The sequence below is a fragment of the Candidatus Saccharibacteria bacterium genome, from assembly GCA_017983775.1.
Classification (GTDB): Bacteria; Patescibacteriota; Saccharimonadia; order JAGOAT01; family JAGOAT01; genus JAGOAT01.
Window position 1 is genome coordinate 1 of sequence record JAGOAT010000010.1, and the last position, 20794, is coordinate 20794.

Below are 20794 nucleotides of genomic sequence, written 5' to 3' on the forward strand. Positions count from 1 at the left end.
TCGACAAGTAGTTTGATATTGACAGTTTGATTTGCAGGAATAGCTGGAATTGACCAAATATTATTCATCTGATCATAGCTACCAGTGCTAGCCTGATAATCTACCATTTCCATACCTGCAGGCAAATAATCTTTGATCTGTATATTATCCGCTCGAAACTGACTAGAATTCCTAACAATTAAGCTATATTCTAACTGATCTCCCAGCCTAACCCATGCTTGGCCGACTTGCTTATCCAAGCTAAGATCGATCCCCAATTGCCATTCGGTAATCTGATCATTGTTAGTCGGATCTTGATCATGATCAGGATCTATGTCAGATCCAGTATTAGAGTAATCACGAACTATCTGGTCACCAAAACTAGCTCTAACTTCTGCCTGATTGGCAAACTCCGTCTGTCCTGGGTTAATCAATCGCAGTTCAAAATCTACCCAGCTCACTTGGTTTGCTTCAAGATTATCTATACCAGCAAGTAGATTCCAGTTAGCATTTTGGCCAAAGTTGGGATTAATAGTCAGATCCGGACTTTCGAGACTCACTATCTGATAATCCAAACTTGCAAACCAGATATCTAATCTGTCAATCAACTTGAGGTTTTTCAGGCGATAATCCGAAAGGTTTTTTATGTGATAGCGAAAATGAACTATATAATCTGCCCCTGACTGCTCAATCTCAGTCAATTCCTTTGCTAATCCAATCTTGGGTTGATAATCTGGTATCCAGCTAGTCGGACTAGCATCATTACTAGGATCCCCATCACCATTGGGGTCTGGGTCTAACCCGTCCACGCTATTATCATCAATCTGATCACCAAAGATATCTATAGCCTTAGCCTCTGCTGTATTCACCAATATATCTAATCCATCAGGAGTCTTGATCTGAAGCTTTAGTGAGATTTGGGCCGACTGCCCAGGTGCCAATATCTGATCTGGAGCAAGCAAGTTTTGTTGATCAAGGCCATTATAGGTAGTGTTGACTACCAAGTTTGGACTATCAATACCAGATACTTGCCAATCTACTGTACCAAACTCGGTACCCAAATCCTCAATAATCTTCAGGTCATTGAGCCAAGTATCACCATAGTTTTTAACCACAAATTGGTACTCCAGCTCAAAGCTTGCCTGACCAAGATAATCTACACTATTCAAATGCTTAGCTAAACCTAAACTAGACCTAGGATCGAAGCCAAAACTAGTTGGTTGAGAATTATTTGTTGGATTACCATCTTGATCTGGATCCGGATCAATACCTACTTGAGACTTATCCAAAATATCTAATACTCCCTGATCCTTAATATACTGCGCAGACAAGATAGCTTGATTGTGATGCAAGCCAAAGCTATCAGGATATTGGTTGGTCTTTACTTCTATTACCAAGTGAATTTGGGCTTCCTGATCAGGCGCTAATCCCTGACCTGCAATCAAAACTTCCTGATCAGAGCCACCATTATAATCTGGGTTAATATCAAGCTGATCTGAGCTAAGTTCCAAGACCTGATAATCTAATCCAGACAACCCCTCTAGAAGATTATCTGTTAAACTAAGGTTCTTGAGTTCTTGATCAAAATAATTTTTGATATATAGATCAAAAGTTACTTGATAGCTACCAAAACCCATAGAATTGACTTCAGCTACTTGTTTGGCTAGGCCAACACAAGCTTGTTCTGGCTGAATTGCTTGGCTAAACTCCGAAGTTGATCCATTGATAGTAGCAGTCATAGTATAATAGTCTTCTAAAGATACCTGACTCAGGTCAAGATAGAAACCAAAACGATTAGTTTGATCTTGACCAACTAGTATTCCATTAACAGGTCCTGGACCATAGGCACTGACCCCACTATCTTGATCCAATACACTACCCTCAGTGTAACTTGCTAGATAATCTTTACCCTCACCAAAACCTGTAGGATCTAATGCAGCCCGAAATAACTCTAATTCAACACCAGGCCTAGACCAACCCGTTAGTAGAGCCTTGGTACTATTACAATCTATCACCAAGCTATCGATAACTGGAAAATTTAGTAAGCTATTACCTCCACTGTCCTGATCACCCAGATCGTTCAATGTTTGGCCGTCTTGGTATAATGCTGGATTACCTATCCCGTCTGGTACCAAATCAATTCCAACCGAACCATTGTCATATGTGCTATTTTGGCTAATCCTATTCTGGAGATTACCGCTCACATCCTCAAATAACTTGGGATAAACCAAGATTCCACTACCTTTTGATCTAGTGATAATATTATTTTTGATCAATGAGCCATTGTCTAATATCGATATACCATTAGTCTGCTCATTACCGAGTCCTGAAGTGATCACGGTGTTATTTAGTACCTGACTACCCCTAACCCCATCAATCCCAGCCCCAGCACTATCAACTATATAGTTTCCTTCTACTACGGCATTAGTAGTGCCAAACACCCAGATACCATCACCTATAGGATCCGACTCATTACCTCCACTACTATTAATCTGATTGGCCTTGATACTAAAATTGGCATAAGGCAGAGCAATACTGCCAACATTGATATCTATCCCATTTGTCTTATTGGCACAAACGATATTGTTTTGTATACTACCTTGATTGGAATCATAGAAATATATTCCACTACCATAACTCAGATATCCAGATGGTGGCTGGTTAGCTCCACTCGCTGGACAGCCTACCAAATTATCCATGACTAGGCTACCATGGCTATTTTGAAGCCTGATATTTGCAGTTCGATATCCTATCAAATCAAAATCTCGACCAAAGCCATATATTGCTATTCCCCTAATAGTTACCTGGTCTACATTGGCTTGTAACCCAAAGTCCAAATCAGCTATATCAACAATCTCGACAAATGGTCTACGGACTTTGCGCACGACCAATTGATCGACTCCCGCTATTCTATCTGTACCGACCAAACCCTGATTGGCATTATTGGCAAAACCATCTACAATCGTATTCGGGCAAGTAATAATTGGCAATAAACTACCAACTCTGATCTGATAAACTCGGTCTGTGCCATAGGTCTGATGAGCTAAGCTACTAGCAAGCTGAAAGCTAATGACATGGCTTGAACCTAGTTGACAATTACTGTTGACATCGAGAATTGCCTGCCTGAGACTACCTGCACCTGAGTTATTCAGATTGGTCACGACAAAATTTGTTGCCCCTACTTGACCCCGCAAACCCCAAAGCAATATTCCTCCGATAAAAATTATTAAACCGGGAATAATACCCAAATACAGCAATCTACGCATTTGCCTCCTATGTATTGCCTAATTTTCTAGGCTATTAATAAATAATATTTTGATAATTTTTGATAATTAATTTGAGCATAGCGCACGAGATTGCTATTTGCAAGCATAAGTATTATAATCTAATCAATGAATACAAAGCCAAAACATCTACCTGAAGCAGTTCATCCGGATAGATTTTATTATCGTAGGGTTCTAGCTATTGTTATAATCATTGCCTTAGTAGCTGTAGTCGGAATGATTAGCTGGGCTCTAGGTAAATATAGCTCAAACCAGACTCAATCCTCTATAACAACCTTAGACTCTCAATCAGCCACTTAAAATCTACCAAACTTAATTTTGCTACCCACCAACCCAATAGGATAAATGGTCCGAAGGCAATACTAGACTTGATGGTTAATTTCTTTGTAGCCATCCCAATGATGCCTATCAATGTAGCTGAATAAATTGCTACCAAGTAAGAAACTACTAGACTAGCATCCGACAAGCTAAGGTTGACCCCGACTATCAACCAAAGGTCTCCATTGCCCATAAATCTTTCTTTACTCAACCAGTTGATAGCAATCAACAATACCACTACTAAACTCTGTAAGATTATTGTTTTGGTATCCGGGCTAATCAACAAAAACTCTAACCCTCCTACCACAACCAGGATTTTTAGCACAAAATCTGGAAGGAGTTTCTGATAATAATCAGTAATCACGCCAACAATACCAAATGAAAAGAATATCAAGTCCAAGATTGTGACTAACTCAAATCGATAATCACCATATCCAAGTAAGCTGACAAAACCAACACTATAAATGATCTCCCAATATATATATGCTTTAGTTATTTTTGATTGACACTTTGGACATCTACCTCTATAGAATATTAGCCCGAAGATTGGGACGAGTTGTAGTGGATTTAGAACAATCTGACAATTATCACAACGGGATCTATCAATTAATAATTTAGAGTAATTAATTTCTTGATTCTTTATCATAAACTCTTTAACCCTAAACCCCAATGTCACAAAAAAGCTTGCAAGAATCATCGACAAGATAATGGCCATAATAAGCATAACCAAACTATAGCATACTTAAGAATAAAATCCCGAAAGTTTAATACTCAAAATTACTAAATTGATTCTATCATATACCTATATTTTTGACTTATTGACAATATTATAGATAACTAATCAAGCAAAATTATCAATATATTAGTTATCCTACTACCCTGTGGATAACATATACTTTATAGATACAATATGATAATATATTGGGACTATGCCTAGAAAAAACAGTAGAAATAAGTTCGATAAGACACAATTTTACCTAATATACAACAACTCTGATCCAATTATAGGTAGCTTCAAGAGACCTAGGGATTACCAATACTTTCTCAGACTCCTAAACTACTATTTAACATCAAATCAAATCGAAGCTAATGCAATATTCTATCAAAAAACCCGCCTACCCAAAAATGACTTTTCAAAGACGATAAGGCTCTTATCTTACTGTTTATTACCAAATTCTTATTACTTGCTTTTTGAGCAGAAAGTAGCAAAGCAGATCCCCAAACTGATGCAATTAATTCTGACAAACTACTCTCAGTACTACCACCAGCAGTATAGTTATACTGGAAAAATTTTTACCGGAAGCTATCGCACAGAAGCTATCAACCAAAATGATGACCTACTACTTGCCAAGGTATCTAGATTTATTCACCTAAAATCTAACCTCGACTCAAACAATAAGCTCGATGTTACTTACCCCTATAGTGACCTTCTTGCACTTCTCAGGGGTTATAAAGACAGTTGGATATCTTATGATCGCCTACTTGAGGTTATTGATACAAATTCAGCTAATTACTATCAATACTTATTTGAAATTGCTTCCAACCCTCAAGGGCTATCAAGCTATTTGGAGAATTGGCACAACTACCTATTCCCAGGTAAGAGAAGAGTCGCCCAAGAATTGATCTAACTACTCGTCAGTTTCTTGTGCTTCTACCTTGCTAGACTGATCACTCTTGGGAAGCTTAGACTTAGCCGTTTTAACAGTCTTAGACACTGTATCTACAGCCTGATTCTTGAGATTTTCTCTTTGTTCGGGAGTAGTCTTTTTCCAGGCAACGGCTAAAGCTCCGACTATAGAGGTCACTATACCTAAGCCCAATACACCTTTTTTCTGGATCTCTTTACGTCTTTGTTCTCTTTGGCTCTTTTGACTAAAAAAATCTAACATCTTATATACTCCTATTACTAATGTTAATGCTCCTAAGGCACTTAGACCTAAGGATGATTTAGCTTTCTTGCTACTAATCATAGCCTTATCTTACACCCCCTGACCAATCAATAGCAAGGGTACTTAGTATCTTAAAGACCTAATAGTATAACTTTGAGACGCGGTCATTCTCAATCCTGACCATGCCGTCATCCTCCGAAACCCTCCCTCGTATTGTCATCCTCCGATTGTCCGCAGGACAATACGGGGGATCCACTTCTACTGACATTTGGATAATCACTTGATACCAATGCTGGATCTCCGGTTTTGCCCTTCGGGAAACCCGAAGATGACGAAGAGGGGTCATCCTCGCAGCTGATAATTACGCATCTGTTTACTTATCTTTCTAAAGCCTGGCAAGATCTCTTCAGCAGTTTGATAAAATAGCTGACTATGATTTGGGTGAATTAGGTGGGTCAATTCATGAACTATCACTGAATCTCGAAGTTGATCCGGCAATTTGATAATTAGGTAATTAAAGTTAAGATTGCCCAGACTCGAACAACTTCCCCAACGACTCCTTAGAAGTTTAATACTAACTCTTTTGTATTTAACTCCCAACATAGTTTGGTAATAATCTAGCCTACCCTGAATAATCATTCTCGCCATCTCACGATTATCCAGGTATTCCCTGCGATCCAGCCTGAGTTCAGTCAAAGATTGTTTACTCTTTCCCACTATATTCCTACCTCGGCAATGATCATTTTATGATCCGAATTACCCCCTCCATCAATAGTTTGATAGTCATACAGCCTGAGGTTGCCATCAATCATCCCATGGTCAATAGTTGCACATGGTGCGATTCTACCCTTGTAACACCAGCTGTGATTCAGTCCACTATTTGGATTGATGTTTGCCAGTAGACCTAGTCCTGTAGCTTGATAGCTACTCGCAAATGGGCTGAGGTTAAAATCTCCCATCCAAAGCCATTTATTGTCACTAGATACCCGATCTGCTACTTTGACTATTTCTTGATTCCTCGATCTCAGCATCTCAGTATTTCCCGGATACAAAAAATGACTGACATATAGGCTCAAAGTTTGATCCCCCAATCCTGCCTCGACTTCAAAGGTCTTAGCTTCAACTTCAAAGCTTCTAACCCCTACTGGCTGCTTGCTAATTAAAATAAAATTATCATTTTGGCAGCTACAATCAAACTTGGTCAGATAGTATTGGCCAAAGGCTTGCTCAAAATCGTCAAATTGTTCCTTGGTAACTTCAGCTATAGCCAACAAATCCAGTCTATTGTCGACAAGCTTCTGTCTGATTGATCCAAAATCCTGATTAAGGTAATGCTTATTATAAAACCCTACCCTCAGTGACTCGGTAGACTGCTTTGGCTGCTTGCTAGCATATTTGATCCTAGGTATTAAGCTGACTTGATAGCAGATGATCACTAACCCAATAATTGAGCCCACCCAGATCATTATCCTAGCAATCTTCCAGGCTGTTATTCGAATAAAGCTCCAACTTAGTAGAATTATAAGCATGCTTATAATAAATAAATATGGCAAAAAGCTAATTAATAGCTCAATGATCCAGGTCATTTTTTTCTAGATTTTTTTAATTTAGCTATCTGGTCACGTAGTCTGGCAGCCTCTTCGAAATCCAATCGATCAGCAGCCAATCGCATTTGTTCATCTAGTTCACCCAGCAAATAATCCAATTCTTCATTTGGCAACTTTTTCAAATCAACATTCCCTAGCATCTCTAGATCATCTATCTGATCATCTTTGCTATGAGGCAAGTCATCACTGAAGCCTTTCTTGATACTCTCAGGAGTAATCCCATGTTTGTGATTAAAGCTTTCCTGTAACCTTCTCCTTCTCTCAGTCTCTTCGATAGCAAGACGCATTGAGTCAGTTAGCCTATCGGCATACATGATCACCTTACCCTGCTTGTGCCTAGCTGCCCGCCCAATAGTCTGAATTAATGATGTACGATTCCTGAGAAATCCCTCCTTATCTGCATCAATAATTGCTACCAGGCTTACCTCGGGTAAATCTAATCCTTCACGCAATAGATTGATACCTATCAACACATCGTACTTACCCTTCCTTAAATCTTGCAATATCTCGACCCTCTCTAGTGCTACTACGTCACTATGCAAATAAGCAGTCTTGATACCAAGCTTCTTGAGGTATTCACTTAGTTCTTCAGCCAATTTCTTAGTCAGGGTAGTTACTAATACCCTTTGCTGAAGCTCGACTCGCTGATTGATCTCAGCTATCAAATCATCTACTTGATTGTCACTACTCCTGACCTCAATTATCGGATCTAGTAGACCAGTCGGTCGGATGATCTGTTCTACTACTTGATCTGAGCGATCAAGTTCATAGTCATTTGGGGTAGCTGAAATGTACAAAACCCTGCCTAAATGTTGATCAAACTCCTGAAAACTCAAGGGTCTATTATCTAGAGCGCTTGGCAATCTAAAGCCATACTCGACTAATGTTTCCTTCCTCGCTCGATCTCCAGCATACATTCCACGAACCTGAGGCAAACTAATATGTGATTCATCGATCAACATCAAAAAATCATCTGGAAAATAGTCCAGTAGGGTTGCTGGCTGTTCTCCAGCCTCCCTGCCCGTCAGGTAGCGAGAGTAATTTTCAATGCCTTTACAGTATCCAGTCTGTTCAATCATCTCTATATCATATTCGATCCGACTTTCCAGTCTCTGAGCCTCGATTAGCTTGCCTTCTTGATCAAATCTAGCAAGTCGTTTTTTTGCTTCTTCCCTAATGGCAATGATTGACTGATCAAGCTTCTGCTTGGGTGTAACATGATGCTTGGCTGGATAAATTGCAACCTGACCGAGATCCTCAATCTTCTTACCGCTAAGTGGATGGAAGGAACTAATCTTCACTATCCTATCAGCAAAAAATTCCACCCTAATGCCTTGGTTTTGATAAGATGGCCAAATCTCAAGATTCTCACCCCTGACTCGAAAATCTGATCTACCAAAGCTTAGGTTGTTTCTCTGATACTGAATATCGGTTAACTGTCTAATCAACTTCCCTCTTTCTCTAATCTCACCTACAGACAGCTCGATTTGTTGACTAGCATAAATTTCAGCCGATCCTAGCCCATAAATACAGCTAACAGAAGCAACAATAATCACATCTTTGCGTGATAATAATCCAGCAGTAGCCGCTAGGCGCAATCTATCAATCTCTTCATTGACAGCAGAATCTTTCTCGATATAAATATCTCGCTTTGGTATGTAAGCTTCTGGCTGATAATAATCAAAATAGCTTACAAAATAATGCACAGCATTGTAGGGAAAAAATGCCTTAAATTCACTGTAGAGTTGAGCAGCTAAGGTCTTGTTGTGCGAAAGTACTAGAGTAGGCCTATTCAGACCCTGAATAATATTAGCCATAGTATATGTCTTACCAGAACCAGTCACCCCGAGTAAAGTTTGACGATTTTGATTGTTTTGAAACCCTGACAAAATCTTGTCAATCGCCTTTGGCTGGTCACCAGCTGGTGCGTATTTTGAGACTAACTGGAAATCTGATTGTTGAGTTGTCAAAATAACTTAAATATTTACTAGTTGCTTACAATCCAAACAGTGATAATTTGATTGATAACAATCATTACATATCACCACCAATGCATTACACTGCTTGTTTTTACAATTATGGTAACTCTGATCCATGGTATTGCAATAGATACACTGACTAATCAGTCTAGGGTTGTCATCAAATGCCACACTCATCCTTTCATCAAATACGAAACAAGTCCCCAGATAGTGACCCTGTGGATAACGCTTAGCATAATTGATAATACCTCCATGCAATTGTTTAACATTTTTGTATCCCTTACTCTTGAGTAGGGCGGAAAATTTCTCACAACGAATCCCCCCTGTGCAATAAGTAACTATCTCTTGTTCCTTATCTAGATCACTATTCTCAACCCATTCTGGAAGATCTCTAAAATTCTTGATATCAGGAGTAATAGCATTATCGAATTTGCCTATTCTGCTCTCATACTCATTTCTTGCATCAAATAGTACTATGCTATCTGGATTGTTTTCAAGAATATCTTGCAACTGGTCTGGCTCAATATAATCAGCAGACTCTTTATCAATCTCTTGATCGGACATCAGTGTCACTATTTCCTTGCGAGCTTTGACTTTGAGTTTTGGAAATGGCACCTTGGCATACCTATCTATCTTGAAGTCTATTTCTCCAAATCTAGATGTCAAGTATTCGATATACTTTTCAATGTCAGCTACCCTGCCAGCAACTGTGCCATTGATCCCTTCTTCCCCGATTAAAACCCTACCCTTAATCTTTAATTCTGTTAGAAGACCTCTTTGAATCAATACTTCCAAACTCGGATTATCGACCGCTATATACTTATAAAATAAAATTACTTGATACTTTTTTGACATAAATAATATATACCTTCCTAGTAAAAAGGTAAAACCCTAAACCTACCCTCGATCCATATAGATTGTTACAAATATTTACCCTAATTACAACCTTGCTAAAATACTTTATTATGTTCTGCTAATTTGCTAGACCTAATTTGCTTGCAAGCAAAGCTTGATTGTAGCCTGGTGGCAATACTTCATCATCGACTACTATTACTGGCACAGCAAACTGTCTGGACTTCTCAAACATTTCCTTAGCGTATTCTGAGTTTTCTTGAACATTCTTGGCAATATAGGGTACACCTTTGCTATCCATGAATTCCATTGCTTTGTGACAATAAACACAGGAATTGGTGTGATAAACTGTAACTTTTTTGGTCTGTTGACTCATTGCTCCTCCTATTAATATGCTAGTGTTTTAATTGAATTGGTACGCTACAGACATGGCAAACGTCATACGAAAACGCACCACACTATTGTACCTTGCTTATGCTAATCCAGCAATAGGGCTTTTGCCTATTTTATCTCTATCATCCTGCTCATGCTTGCAAAATCTACCCTATCTGCTAAACTTAGCTTCATGAGTGAACATATAGCAATGGAACCTGATAATCCAACATCTACTGAATCTCCACCTGAAGCACCGCCCATAGCTTCTCCAAATCAAGCAAGTTCCGATACACCACCAGATCCCCAACCTTCCGATCTACAAAAGCATACAGTGGACAAGAACAGACGACAAGCTGTTGCCTGGATGAACAGAAAGAAGCCACCATCAAAACCAACTGGATATACTTATCTTGAGTAATAGTAATAAACTGCCAACCTATTGCGCGCCCTAGGTATTAATTTATTTATTAAAATTCAACCCCGTAACTTACTCTTATAGCCCTTTACTATTGCCTACAACTAAGCCATAATACCACTATGAACATCCTACTACTCTATGGCGGTAGATCCAGTGAGCATGAAGTGTCAATCAGTTCTGCTACAAACTTTCTTAAAGGGTTAAAACAAAATCAATATGATACTTATTTGGTAAAAATTTTACAAGACAATACTTGGATTTATCAAGATGACCAGTCAAAACCCCTTGAGCATACTAATCCAAAAGGTATCCAGGTATGTCTAGCCCCTATCGGGAACAAAGTCTGGCTAATAGAAATCCAATCTGGTAAAAAAATCTTTGAAGTAAATCTGGTTGCCCCTATAATGCATGGTCAAACGGCAGAAGATGGTGCAATTCAGGGCTTGTGTGAATTCTATGATATAGCTTACATTGGTCCAGGTATACTGGCTTCAGCCACTTCTTTTAATAAATTAGTCACAAAAGAGCTTGTATCCAAGACTTATGTCAACCAGGCAAAGTATTTAGCACTAACTAGATTAAATCAGATCAGTGAGCTAGATATCGTTAATGATCTAGGTCTACCAGCCTTCATCAAACCAGCAAGCCTAGGTTCGTCAGTTGGTGTCAGTAAAGTCACCGATAAAGCTGGACTAAGCCAGGCAATCAAGACTGCACTTAGCTATGATAATCAAGTGCTAATTGAGGAAGCAATTGATGGTCGAGAAGTAGAATGCGCTATCTTGGGAAATTCAGACCCAATTGCTTCGCCCACAGCTAGTATCATTACTAAGAATTTTTATGACTACCAAACCAAATATCATGGCTCTAATCCTCCAAATATCGAATTGCCTTCCGAGATAGATCCCGAAATAGAAGCTCGGATTAAATCTCAAGCTATAGAAATATTCAGGGTTCTTGGTTGCAAGGGGATGAGTAGAGTTGACTTCTTCTTAACCAAGAATAACCAAATAATATTCAACGAGATTAATACCATACCTGGTTTCACTCAATATAGTATGTACCCCAAAATGATCGAGTTGCTAGGAATTGACATCGGACAACTTACCAAGCGGCTTGTAGAATTAGCCCTAACAGCCAAGTTACAACGACAAAGTCTTAGCCTATAGCTTAAAGTTTCTTTCTTTTTTATCTCGCCAATCCTTGCTTTGTCTGACCAATTGATCTCGTAGTTCTGGAGCAATTGTCGCTATTACCTCCTCACTATATACTTGATTTTGGCTACCTTTGACCAAGACAGTGTCGCCTGATTTTAACTCTCTAGCTAATACCTTTCCAAGGGTATACGGATCTGAATAATATTCAAAATCTGCTTGATCAAAATATCTAGCCAATTTCTCAACTTCTGGACCCAACCCATAGACTTTATCTACTAGATGATTGGCTTGCTTGGCTACCCGAATATGCTCCTGACTAGTCAGTCTGCCTAGTTCATTCATCTGACCAAATACAAAAACTTTCCTTCCATCTCCAGCCAACTCTACCAATGTATCTAGACCTGCCAGGATGGAGACTGCACTAGCATTATAGCTATCGTCAATGATTCTAACCTGATTATCTGATATTAACAACCTAGAGCGACCAGCCACTGCCTGAAGCTTATTATAGTCTTCTACCGACCATTCAATCCCCAGAGAGTCCAGTGTCGCGAGTCCAGCGAGCCCAGCAGCCAACTGCACCCTACTGATCAATTGACTAGCAAACTCCAGATCCCTATTTGGGGTTCGTAATCTACCAGCCAACCCTTGGCTGAGCAAATTGACAAACTCTAGGCAATAATCTGCCTCCTGACCAACTGCTGAGTAACTCAATCTATTACCTTTGAGTGACTTAGCTTCTTGACTAATCAAATCAAAATCTTGACTGTAAATTACTGCCTGTCTAGCCACTTGAGCTAGCTTCCATTTTTCGGTTAGAACTGCTTGGATAGAACCAAATCCTTCTGTATGAGCTGCACCAATACCTGTGATAATTGCTATATCTGGCTTAATATAGCTCAAAAAATGAGTAATGTCACCCGGTTTATCCGCTCCCATTTCAAGCAATAGATAATCATAAGGATACTTCAGAGCTAACCATGTGACCCGCAATAAAATTTTTGACCACTGAACAATCGAGCTTAGATCGGAGGGTATGGACTGTTCAAAGATCACCATCGGTAGGCCGATCTCTGTATTGTAGCCACTCTTTCCTCGATTGTATTGAACCTTCCCGTTGAGCAACTGATCAATCATACTCCTAGTAGTGGTCTTACCTATACTACCAGTGATCGCTATAACTTTTGGCTTATGGATTACTAGCATCCACCTAACCATCATCTCTAAGTAACTTTGGACAAATTTAGCAAAGATTTTTCTCATTTTTTGATTAGCTCCAATAAATCCTCAATCCTTTTGATAGCCTGTTTACTATTACCAGACATAATGGTTCGCTTAAGTCCCATCTTCTTAGCTTCTTCTAGCCTGAGATTTGATCCCCTGACCGGCCTAATCTCTCCACTTAATCCAACCTCACCAAAAACTACCAGATCCGATCCGAGTTTTTGATCAAAATAGATCGAGATAATCGCTGCAGCCACCGCCAAATCTATTCCTGGATCATCCACCTTAATCCCACCTACTAGATTTACATAGACATCATATTGATCTAGCTTGAGCTTGGCTCGTTTGGACAAAACAGCTATTAGCATCTGTAATCGATTCAGATCAAAACCAACAGAAGTCCGTTTGGGATATCCAAAATTGGTCTTATTGATTAGAGCCTGGACTTCTATCAAGATTGAACGATTGCCCTCGAGTGCTGGATAGACAACACTGCCCGACTGATCTTGGCGAAATTCTAGCAACCTTTCACTCGGATTTGAGACCTCTTCCATCCCTCTTTCACCCATCGCAAAAATTGCTAGTGATTGATTGTTGCCAAAACGATTCTTGCTCGCCATCAAGATCTTGAGCTCAGAATTACGATCACCATCCAAATGAAGAACAGTATCTACCATATGCTCCAAGAGCTTTGGACCAGCTATATCTCCCCCCTTGGTCACCTGACCCACCAGAATGATTGCTGTATTGGTCAGCTTTGCCGCTTCGACCAAAAGATTTGTGACAGTAGTAATCTGACTAACGCTACCAGCCACAGTATCAACCTGACCAGAACGAATCGTTTGGACAGAATCAATAATCACTAGATCTGTCTGACCATCAGCCAAATGTCCAATCAAATTCTCAATCCTGGTATCCGTAGTGATCATCAATTGATCCCCTATCCCGTCAGTAGTCAATCTTTGCAACCGCATCCCGAGCTGAGTTTTTGACTCCTCACCACTCAGATAAATCAACTTACTTTGAGCTGAGAGATTTAATGCCAATTGACCCAATAGGGTTGATTTACCTATACCTGGCTGCCCTGACAATAAACTAATCGATCCCGGTACTATACCACCGCCAAATACTTGGTCTAAGCTTTTAATCCCAGTAGATAATCTAGTATTTGTGGTATGCTTGATTTCTTGGTAGGGAATCAATTCAAGTGCTTGAGAATGAACCCCACCCTTGATTTGATTGCTTACTTGCTTGAGGCTATCCCAACTCCCACACTGCAGACACTTGCCACTCCATCTCGATGACTTGGCTTGGCAATTTTGACAGATATACTCCACTTGATCATACTACCTTGTTACAACTTTACCATCTTGGTAATCTAGCCTAATTTTGCCTGGTACTTGGGCTAGCAGTAAATTATCAGCTAGTACGGATTCGAGTTGATCTTGCAAGATTCGATCAATTGATCTAGCACCATAACGCGTACTAAACCCAGTCTCTAATAAATGATTTTTAAGCCTTGGACTATAAGTCAAGCTAACACTTTTTGATCTTGCACGATTGGCTAGCCTAATTAATTTTTGATCTAGAATTAATTTGCTGGCTTCTTTGGTGAGATGTGAAAATCCCAAGATATAATCTATTCGATTCAAAAACTCTGGTCGAAAAGTATCTTCCAGGCTATCCCTAACCTTGCTAGGGATAGAGGCTTCTTGGTCTTCAATACTACCAGCAAATCCAAGGGAACTAGACTTACCGAAATATTCAGCACCAATATTGGCAGTCATGATGATGGTAGTATTTCTAAAATTAATTTCTCTTGAGCTAGAGTCTGTCAGAATTCCATTATCCAATATTTGCAATAGTAGATTGAATATTGCTGGATTGGCTTTCTCAATCTCATCAAACAAGATTAAACTATAAGGCTTTCTTCTAACTTTTTCCAAAAATCCAATCTGGTCTTGATACCCTACATACCCCGGAGGAGCACCGGTCAGTTTTGCCCCGTGATGCTTCTCGCTAAATTCACTCATATCGACCCGAATCATCGCATCTCGACTACCATAGAGTTCATTAGCAATCACCTTAGCCAACTCTGTCTTGCCAACACCTGTTGGACCCAGGAATAATAGACTAGCCAAAGGTCGATCCTCTATTGTCAACCCAACTTGACCACGCTTCAAAGCAGAGCTCACCGCTGAGATTACTCCAGGTTGACCTACTACCTGATTTGCAAGTCTTTGCTCCAAATCAATGAGTTGAAACTTCTTATCATCACTAAGCTGCTCGATTGGCAACCCAAGCTTATTAGCTAAAGCAGCCTGAATATCTTGCTTGTCAATCTGGTTCTTGCTCGCTTTCTTTGCCTCACTTCTTAAACGTTTTCTGGCAGCCTCGATCTTAGCCACCAAACGACCTGCCTTCTGATACTTTGAAGCAATTATAGCTGACTCCAAATCTATTTCACTAGCTATGATATCCTGTTCAATCTGATAAAGTCTTTCAGCCTTATCTGGATTGTTATATCTCCAACGAGCAAAGGTGTAATCCACTAAATCAATTGCCTTATCTGGGAAAAACTGTTCCGGTTGATAGCGCTTGGTCAACAATATTGCTTCGGCCAAAGCCTGATCAGTGATCTTTAGACCGTGAAAATCTTGATATCTATCCCTGACACCTTTGAGGATCTCCATCGTAGACTCAGAGTCTGTCTGTTCGACATCAACTGACTTAAACCTCCTGACGAGAGCTTGATCTTTCTCAATATATTTACGATATTCTTCCCTGGTTGTAGCACCAATAACCTGAATATTACCCCTGGCCAAGGCAGGTTTCAAGACATTAGCAAGATCCATTGTACCTTCACTATTGCCTGTGCCTACTATCTGGTGAACCTCATCAATAAAAAGTATTACCTGACCATCATCCTCTAGCTCTTCTAAGATCTCTTTAATTCTAGACTCAAATTCTCCACGATATTTTGTACCAGCCATCAAGCTAGATAGGTCTAACTGGTAAACCAATTTACCCCTTAATTCTACAGGAACATTTTGATCCTCTATAGCTTGTGCCAAACCCTCAATGATTGCCGTCTTACCAACACCTGGCTCACCGATCAAGATTGGGTTATTCTTGTGTCTTCTAATCAAAATAGTGATCAATTCAGCCAATTCTTTATCTCGACCAATCAAAGGGTCGAGCATCCCTTCGCTGGCCATCAACGAGAGATTTGTTGAATACTTTTCCAGCCCAATAGGAGAAGATATTTGATCACCAAATTGACTGAGCTGTTGGTCAAATATTTTGCGATTAACAATATATTGTTCTAACTCAACTACCAGATGTGAGATCTTGTATCCTAGTCTAGTCAACAATTTACAAACATCCGATGCTGGATTGCTCAATAATGAAAGCAGGATCAAGTCTGTACTAATCAATTTGAGATCAAACTTGTATGCAAGCTGATAGCTATCAACCAACGAACGCTTAGCCATCTGGGAAAATCCTTGATAATCCACAGTAGTTTGAGATGACTTACTAATCTCAGCCTTTAATAGTTCAAGGTTGACCTTGAGCATCTTGAGAAACTGTTCGGCCAGACTGTCAGATTGACTAATTAATCCATAAAGCAATTCTTCAGTACCCACTAAGCCTCTTCCCCTTTTGGCAGCATGCTTCTCGGCTACCTGAATAGCTTCAAGTGATTTGGTCGAAAATCGATCAAACGGATTGGTTTTGCTGGTCTGGATCTTCTTCATGCCTACCCAATGATGCAGCTTCTAATGCAATGGATTCTACGCTATCCTCTGTATTCACCACATCAATCTTAATGCCCAATAACTTAGCAGCCAACTTAACATTCATACCCTTTGAGCCAATGGCCAAAGAGTATTGATCATCACGCACTTTGACAGTAGCTACCTTTTGATCTGAATCCAAATCTATTGACTCTACCTCTGTCGGTTTCAAGGCGTTCTTGATAGCCTGAATCGAATCATCACTATGTTCGACTATATCAATCTTTTCATTTCCCAATTCATTGAGTACGGCTTGTACTCTGACCCCTCGTCCACCAACCAATGTACCAACAGGATCAATCCCATTGACATCAGACTTGACAGAAATCTTACTACGTATTCCAGGCTCTCGAACTATCTTAACAACTTCAACAGAACCCAATCCTATTTCTGGTACTTCGGCCTCAAATAATCCTCTGATAAAATCAGGATTTGTCCTAGATAAGACTACAGCAGGGCCACGCTTATCTTGATCTACTTCTTCGACAAGTACCTTGACTCTTAGGCCAGGATAAAGACGCTCGCCAGGTATCTGGCCTGACGGATAGATAATCCCTTGACCCTTATTGGCCAGATCTACCCTGATACCCATACTGTCACTTCTACCGATATTGACTGTGATGACTTTACCTATCTGATCGCGGTATTCATCGGCTATTTTGCTCTTTTCAGCCTCACGAATCTTTTGAAGCATCACATGCTTAGCAGTCTGAGCTGCTACTCGACCAAATTCTGCGGAATCTTCCTCCACTTCTACAAAGTCTCCAATCTTGACATTCTTATCAAGTTTTTTTGCATCTTCAAGGCTTATCTGACTATTTGGGTTATCAATCCGATCTTCTACTACCAATTTATCGGTGTAAAGCTTGAACTGACCAGTATCAGGGTGCAAAAAGACCCTGACTTCTTGATCTTGATTTTCACCATCAGGATCATTCAAAAAATCACGGCGATAAGCGGCTATCAAAGCTTCTTGAATACCGTCAAGCAAAACCTGCTTAGGAATATTCTTTTCATCACAGATTTGTTCTAATGCGGATATAAATTGTGTATTCATATTATCAATTATACCGAACTAAGCCAATGATTACTAGGGCAAATATCCTTAACTACTGATATCCAGATAGTGAGTTATCTCTGGCCAACCAATCTCACCCACTACTGTCACCAGATCGATCCTTAGCAAGCAATCACTGTACTCTTGATGGTTTTTCAACCAAGTCAACCCACCCGTCTTGATTTGATGGAGTTTTCTCTTGTTGATTAGCTTGCTTGGTTCAGCATCGATTGGATGCTTACGATACTTGACCTCGACAAAACAAAGGCACCGAGCTTTGAAGGCAATGATATCCAGCTCAAAATACTTCTTGCCATAATTTCTCGCTAGCAATTTATAACCCTTGCTGGTCAAATACTTCGCTACCCAATCTTCGGCCAAACTTCCTAGCCTGAGATTGTTCATTGAGATTATCCTACTACAAAATAGCCCTAATACAAAGATTGATTTTACTATTTACGAAAGCTAGAACTATTCTAGGCTTATCTTAATCTGCCAGTTTTTGTATAGCCTCATAATTTAAGGCTACTTGATCCTGACCAATGGGTTTGATAAATATACATCTTTGCTCGTAAGTACAAAAATAGGCAGGCTATTTCCTATTGAGTCCAGTAATTCAATACAAACACTAAATCAACACCAGCCCAACGTCAAAACTCTCAGTAAAATACTATTCAGCCTTAGCTTCGGGGTTAGCTTCTGGCTTTGCATCAATACTAGACTTATTTACCTCAGCTACTACTTCGGCTTTGTTTTCTGCTTTTTTGGCTTCTGCCTCTGCCTTCTTAGCATCAGCTTTAGCTAATTTTTCTGCCTCTTTTGCGGCTAATTGTTCTAGCTCAGCTTGACCAAAATCTGCATACTTATTAACCAATTCTTTATCAAATTTTACTTCCCTTAATCGAGTAGCCTTACCCCTTAACTCGCGCATATAACTAATAAACTTCCTACGTACCTTGGATCGCTTGAGCACTTCTAGCTTAACTAAACTGGGAGAATTGAGTAACCAAGATTTTTCTACGCCAATCCCCCCAGAGAGCTTACGGACAAAAACTCTAGCCATCATAGTATTTGGCTTGGTTACCTTGATCACTACTCCCTCGAAGACTTGGATGCGAGACTTCTCCCCTTCAGTAATCTTTTGATGGACTCTAACACTATCACCAGTACGCAATTCCGGTACTTGATGACGTTTATGCTTGCTAACAACTTGTTCTAATATTTGATCGGACATAACGGTAATTGTACCAGAAAAAATCCTATGAGACAAGTTTTAAATAGCGAGCAACTGCCAACCAAGAGGAAATAATACCAATCGTTATTCCTAGTCCAAACTGAGCTAATACTATATAGAGCTGATTCTGATCAATACTCTGCTGGATAAAATCAGCCCCTCCTTCTAGACTGTTAACCAATCCAGGCTCAACAGCCCGAAAAACAAAGTATGAAACCAGCATTGAGATTGTAGCCCCAATCAATCCATACAAAGCCCCCTCGACCAGAAATGGACCTCGGATAAACCAATTAGTCGCTCCGACCAACTGCATAATTTCAACCTCACCTCTTCTGGAAAAAATTGCCATCCTGACTGTATTAAATATAATCAGCAATGAAATCACCAAAAATACTATGCTAATAATTGTTCCAGTCCTACCAAGATTCTTGACAAAATTTAATAATCGATTGGTGGCAGAAAGTCTCTCGCTAAATTTCTCTTGCCTTTCGATGATATCTTGATACTTATCTTGACTAATCACACCAGATACAGCCTCAATCTCTCCAGCCTGACTAGCCTTGATCTCCAAGGATGCCGGAAAAGGATTGCCGACATCGCTATCTTCAAGCAAACTGGTCGTCTCCTGATCACCAGAAGCTTTAAACTCTTGATATGCCTGGTCTTTGGAGGTATATTCTACAGTCTCGACCTCATCAAGTGCCTCCAGATCTTGCTCTAGTTCTTTAACAATCTCACGTGGCGCCGAATCAGTCAGGTAGATACTGACATCAGCTTTTTGTCTGAACTGGATAGTTTGCTGATTGAGCAAAGCTTGAGCAAAAATAAAAAAACTAACCACCAAGATAGTAACCAGCATCACTGCTGTAGCGGCTATCGACAGCCAAGAATTACGAAAAAAGTTTTTAAGACCCTGCCTGATGATCCGATAAAATGTAATCATAAACTAAATCTCCCAACCTTTTCGTCTTTGACTATCCTGCCACGATTAATAGTAATCACCCGCTTCTTGAGAGAATTAACTATCTCTTTGTTGTGAGTAGTCAAAAGCACTGTTGTACCAAATCGATTAATCTTGAGCAGTAGCTCAATAATATCCCAAGCAGTCTTAGGGTCAAGGTTACCAGTCGGCTCATCAGCAATTAAGATTTTTGGATTACGAATCAAAGCCCTAGCTATTGCAGTCCGTTGTTTCTCACCACCAGATATTTCGTGGGGATAACTCTTGACCTTGCCACTTAGACCCACTAGATGCAAGATCTTTGGTACTGCGCGTTTAATATCTTTGGTCTTAACCCCAGCTACCTCTAGGGCAAAAGCGACATTTTCATAGACATTGAGATTTGGTAATAATTTAAAATCCTGAAATACTACGCCAATCCTTCTCCGAAGTATTGGGATATCTTGACGAGTCAAAGTATCATAGTCTGTACCATCAACAATGATTTTACCACTGACCGAATCTGCTTCTTTGATCAGAAGTTTGATTAATGAAGACTTACCAGCGCCACTAGGCCCCACAATACTAACAAATTCCTTAGCGGTAATATGCAAGTTCACACCAGACAGAGCCACTGTCTTATTCGAATACATTACCGAAACTCTATCGAGTAAAATCATCAAA

At 39.8% G+C, this 20794-nt stretch carries 20 protein-coding genes; 4 read left to right on the forward strand and 16 right to left on the reverse strand.

Features of this window, described 5'->3' with window-relative positions:
• Nucleotides 1-3245: right-handed parallel beta-helix repeat-containing protein (locus tag KA531_01825; protein ID MBP6005621.1), on the reverse strand; the 3245-nt coding region annotated here is incomplete at its 3' end.
• A gap of 126 nt (nt 3246-3371) precedes the next feature.
• Between KA531_01825 and KA531_01830 the strand changes: the two genes are divergently transcribed.
• A complete protein-coding gene (locus KA531_01830) occupies nt 3372-3563 on the forward strand; it encodes a hypothetical protein (GenBank protein ID MBP6005622.1) in 192 nt (63 codons plus the stop codon).
• On the opposite strand, the gene KA531_01835 is transcribed toward KA531_01830, so the two are convergent.
• Nucleotides 3529-4305, reverse strand: a complete 777-nt coding sequence (locus KA531_01835) for a prepilin peptidase (protein ID MBP6005623.1) — start codon at nt 4303-4305, stop codon at nt 3529-3531. The genes KA531_01830 and KA531_01835 overlap by 35 nt on opposite strands.
• A gap of 205 nt (nt 4306-4510) precedes the next feature.
• Between KA531_01835 and KA531_01840 the strand changes: the two genes are divergently transcribed.
• The gene (locus KA531_01840; protein MBP6005624.1) at nt 4511-5209 is read left to right on the forward strand and encodes a hypothetical protein; all 699 of its coding nucleotides are present in this window, start codon (nt 4511-4513) and stop codon (nt 5207-5209) included.
• On the opposite strand, the gene KA531_01845 is transcribed toward KA531_01840, so the two are convergent.
• The 6 genes from KA531_01845 to KA531_01870 form a co-directional block, all read right to left on the reverse strand.
• The gene (locus KA531_01845) at nt 5210-5551 is read right to left on the reverse strand and encodes a hypothetical protein (protein ID MBP6005625.1); all 342 of its coding nucleotides are present in this window, start codon (nt 5549-5551) and stop codon (nt 5210-5212) included.
• A 261-nt stretch (nt 5552-5812) separates the two neighbouring features.
• Nucleotides 5813-6187 carry a M48 family metallopeptidase gene (locus tag KA531_01850; protein ID MBP6005626.1) on the reverse strand — a complete coding sequence of 125 codons (375 nt, stop codon included), beginning with the start codon at nt 6185-6187 and terminating at the stop codon, nt 5813-5815.
• Nucleotides 6187-6999: an endonuclease/exonuclease/phosphatase family protein gene (locus KA531_01855; protein MBP6005627.1), complete on the reverse strand. Its 813-nt coding sequence runs from the start codon at nt 6997-6999 to the stop codon at nt 6187-6189. The genes KA531_01850 and KA531_01855 overlap by 1 nt, the downstream gene beginning before the upstream one ends.
• A gap of 53 nt (nt 7000-7052) precedes the next feature.
• Nucleotides 7053-9047: an excinuclease ABC subunit UvrB gene (gene uvrB, locus KA531_01860; GenBank protein MBP6005628.1), complete on the reverse strand. Its 1995-nt coding sequence runs from the start codon at nt 9045-9047 to the stop codon at nt 7053-7055.
• 6 nt (nt 9048-9053) lie between these two features.
• Complete coding sequence (locus KA531_01865) at nt 9054-9911, reverse strand: rhodanese-related sulfurtransferase (protein MBP6005629.1); 858 nt, start codon at nt 9909-9911, stop codon at nt 9054-9056.
• A gap of 118 nt (nt 9912-10029) precedes the next feature.
• Complete coding sequence (locus KA531_01870) at nt 10030-10284, reverse strand: glutaredoxin family protein (GenBank protein ID MBP6005630.1); 255 nt, start codon at nt 10282-10284, stop codon at nt 10030-10032.
• A gap of 189 nt (nt 10285-10473) precedes the next feature.
• Here KA531_01870 and KA531_01875 point away from each other — a divergent pair, with 189 nt between their 5' ends.
• Nucleotides 10474-10701 (forward strand): hypothetical protein, encoded by a 228-nt coding sequence (locus KA531_01875; GenBank protein ID MBP6005631.1) that lies wholly within the window; start codon nt 10474-10476, stop codon nt 10699-10701.
• 119 nt (nt 10702-10820) lie between these two features.
• Entirely contained in the window at nt 10821-11870 is a 1050-nt protein-coding gene (locus KA531_01880) for a D-alanine--D-alanine ligase (protein MBP6005632.1), read from the forward strand.
• Here KA531_01880 and KA531_01885 read toward each other — a convergent pair.
• The 8 genes from KA531_01885 to ftsE all read right to left on the reverse strand — a co-directional run bounded on the left by KA531_01885 (nt 11865) and on the right by ftsE (nt 20790).
• A complete protein-coding gene (locus tag KA531_01885; protein MBP6005633.1) occupies nt 11865-13121 on the reverse strand; it encodes a UDP-N-acetylmuramoyl-tripeptide--D-alanyl-D-alanine ligase in 1257 nt (418 codons plus the stop codon). The genes KA531_01880 and KA531_01885 overlap by 6 nt on opposite strands.
• A complete protein-coding gene (gene radA / locus KA531_01890; GenBank protein MBP6005634.1) occupies nt 13118-14419 on the reverse strand; it encodes a DNA repair protein RadA in 1302 nt (433 codons plus the stop codon). Before radA ends, KA531_01885 begins: the two co-directional genes overlap by 4 nt.
• 9 nt (nt 14420-14428) lie before the next feature.
• A complete protein-coding gene (locus KA531_01895; protein ID MBP6005635.1) occupies nt 14429-16840 on the reverse strand; it encodes an ATP-dependent Clp protease ATP-binding subunit in 2412 nt (803 codons plus the stop codon).
• The gene (gene nusA / locus KA531_01900; GenBank protein ID MBP6005636.1) at nt 16803-17936 is read right to left on the reverse strand and encodes a transcription termination/antitermination protein NusA; all 1134 of its coding nucleotides are present in this window, start codon (nt 17934-17936) and stop codon (nt 16803-16805) included. Before nusA ends, KA531_01895 begins: the two co-directional genes overlap by 38 nt.
• A 48-nt stretch (nt 17937-17984) precedes the next feature.
• Entirely contained in the window at nt 17985-18341 is a 357-nt protein-coding gene (locus KA531_01905) for a YraN family protein (GenBank protein ID MBP6005637.1), read from the reverse strand.
• A 265-nt stretch (nt 18342-18606) separates the two neighbouring features.
• Nucleotides 18607-19170: a 50S ribosomal protein L19 gene (rplS, locus tag KA531_01910; protein ID MBP6005638.1), complete on the reverse strand. Its 564-nt coding sequence runs from the start codon at nt 19168-19170 to the stop codon at nt 18607-18609.
• A 25-nt stretch (nt 19171-19195) separates the two neighbouring features.
• Nucleotides 19196-20113, reverse strand: a complete 918-nt coding sequence (locus KA531_01915) for an ABC transporter permease (protein ID MBP6005639.1) — start codon at nt 20111-20113, stop codon at nt 19196-19198.
• A complete protein-coding gene (gene ftsE / locus KA531_01920) occupies nt 20110-20790 on the reverse strand; it encodes a cell division ATP-binding protein FtsE (protein MBP6005640.1) in 681 nt (226 codons plus the stop codon). Before ftsE ends, KA531_01915 begins: the two co-directional genes overlap by 4 nt.
• Nucleotides 20791-20794 lie beyond the last annotated feature (4 nt).

Bases quoted from the DNA above. Each gene is read 5' to 3' on its own strand.
- KA531_01845 (MBP6005625.1), bottom strand. From the start codon at position 5,551: ATGATTAGTAGCAAGAAAGCTAAATCATCCTTAGGTCTAAGTGCCTTA.
- KA531_01905 (MBP6005637.1), bottom strand. From the start codon at position 18,341: ATGAACAATCTCAGGCTAGGAAGTTTGGCCGAAGATTGGGTAGCGAAG.
- KA531_01835 (MBP6005623.1), bottom strand. From the start codon at position 4,305: ATGCTTATTATGGCCATTATCTTGTCGATGATTCTTGCAAGCTTTTTT.
- KA531_01870 (MBP6005630.1), bottom strand. From the start codon at position 10,284: ATGAGTCAACAGACCAAAAAAGTTACAGTTTATCACACCAATTCCTGT.
- KA531_01885 (MBP6005633.1), bottom strand. From the start codon at position 13,121: ATGAGAAAAATCTTTGCTAAATTTGTCCAAAGTTACTTAGAGATGATG.
- KA531_01865 (MBP6005629.1), bottom strand. From the start codon at position 9,911: ATGTCAAAAAAGTATCAAGTAATTTTATTTTATAAGTATATAGCGGTC.
- rplS (MBP6005638.1), bottom strand. From the start codon at position 19,170: ATGTCCGATCAAATATTAGAACAAGTTGTTAGCAAGCATAAACGTCAT.
- KA531_01875 (MBP6005631.1), top strand. From the start codon at position 10,474: ATGAGTGAACATATAGCAATGGAACCTGATAATCCAACATCTACTGAA.
- ftsE (MBP6005640.1), bottom strand. From the start codon at position 20,790: ATGATTTTACTCGATAGAGTTTCGGTAATGTATTCGAATAAGACAGTG.
- KA531_01840 (MBP6005624.1), top strand. From the start codon at position 4,511: ATGCCTAGAAAAAACAGTAGAAATAAGTTCGATAAGACACAATTTTAC.
- KA531_01830 (MBP6005622.1), top strand. From the start codon at position 3,372: ATGAATACAAAGCCAAAACATCTACCTGAAGCAGTTCATCCGGATAGA.
- KA531_01915 (MBP6005639.1), bottom strand. From the start codon at position 20,113: ATGATTACATTTTATCGGATCATCAGGCAGGGTCTTAAAAACTTTTTT.
- KA531_01880 (MBP6005632.1), top strand. From the start codon at position 10,821: ATGAACATCCTACTACTCTATGGCGGTAGATCCAGTGAGCATGAAGTG.
- KA531_01895 (MBP6005635.1), bottom strand. From the start codon at position 16,840: ATGAAGAAGATCCAGACCAGCAAAACCAATCCGTTTGATCGATTTTCG.
- KA531_01855 (MBP6005627.1), bottom strand. From the start codon at position 6,999: ATGCTTATAATTCTACTAAGTTGGAGCTTTATTCGAATAACAGCCTGG.
- nusA (MBP6005636.1), bottom strand. From the start codon at position 17,936: ATGAATACACAATTTATATCCGCATTAGAACAAATCTGTGATGAAAAG.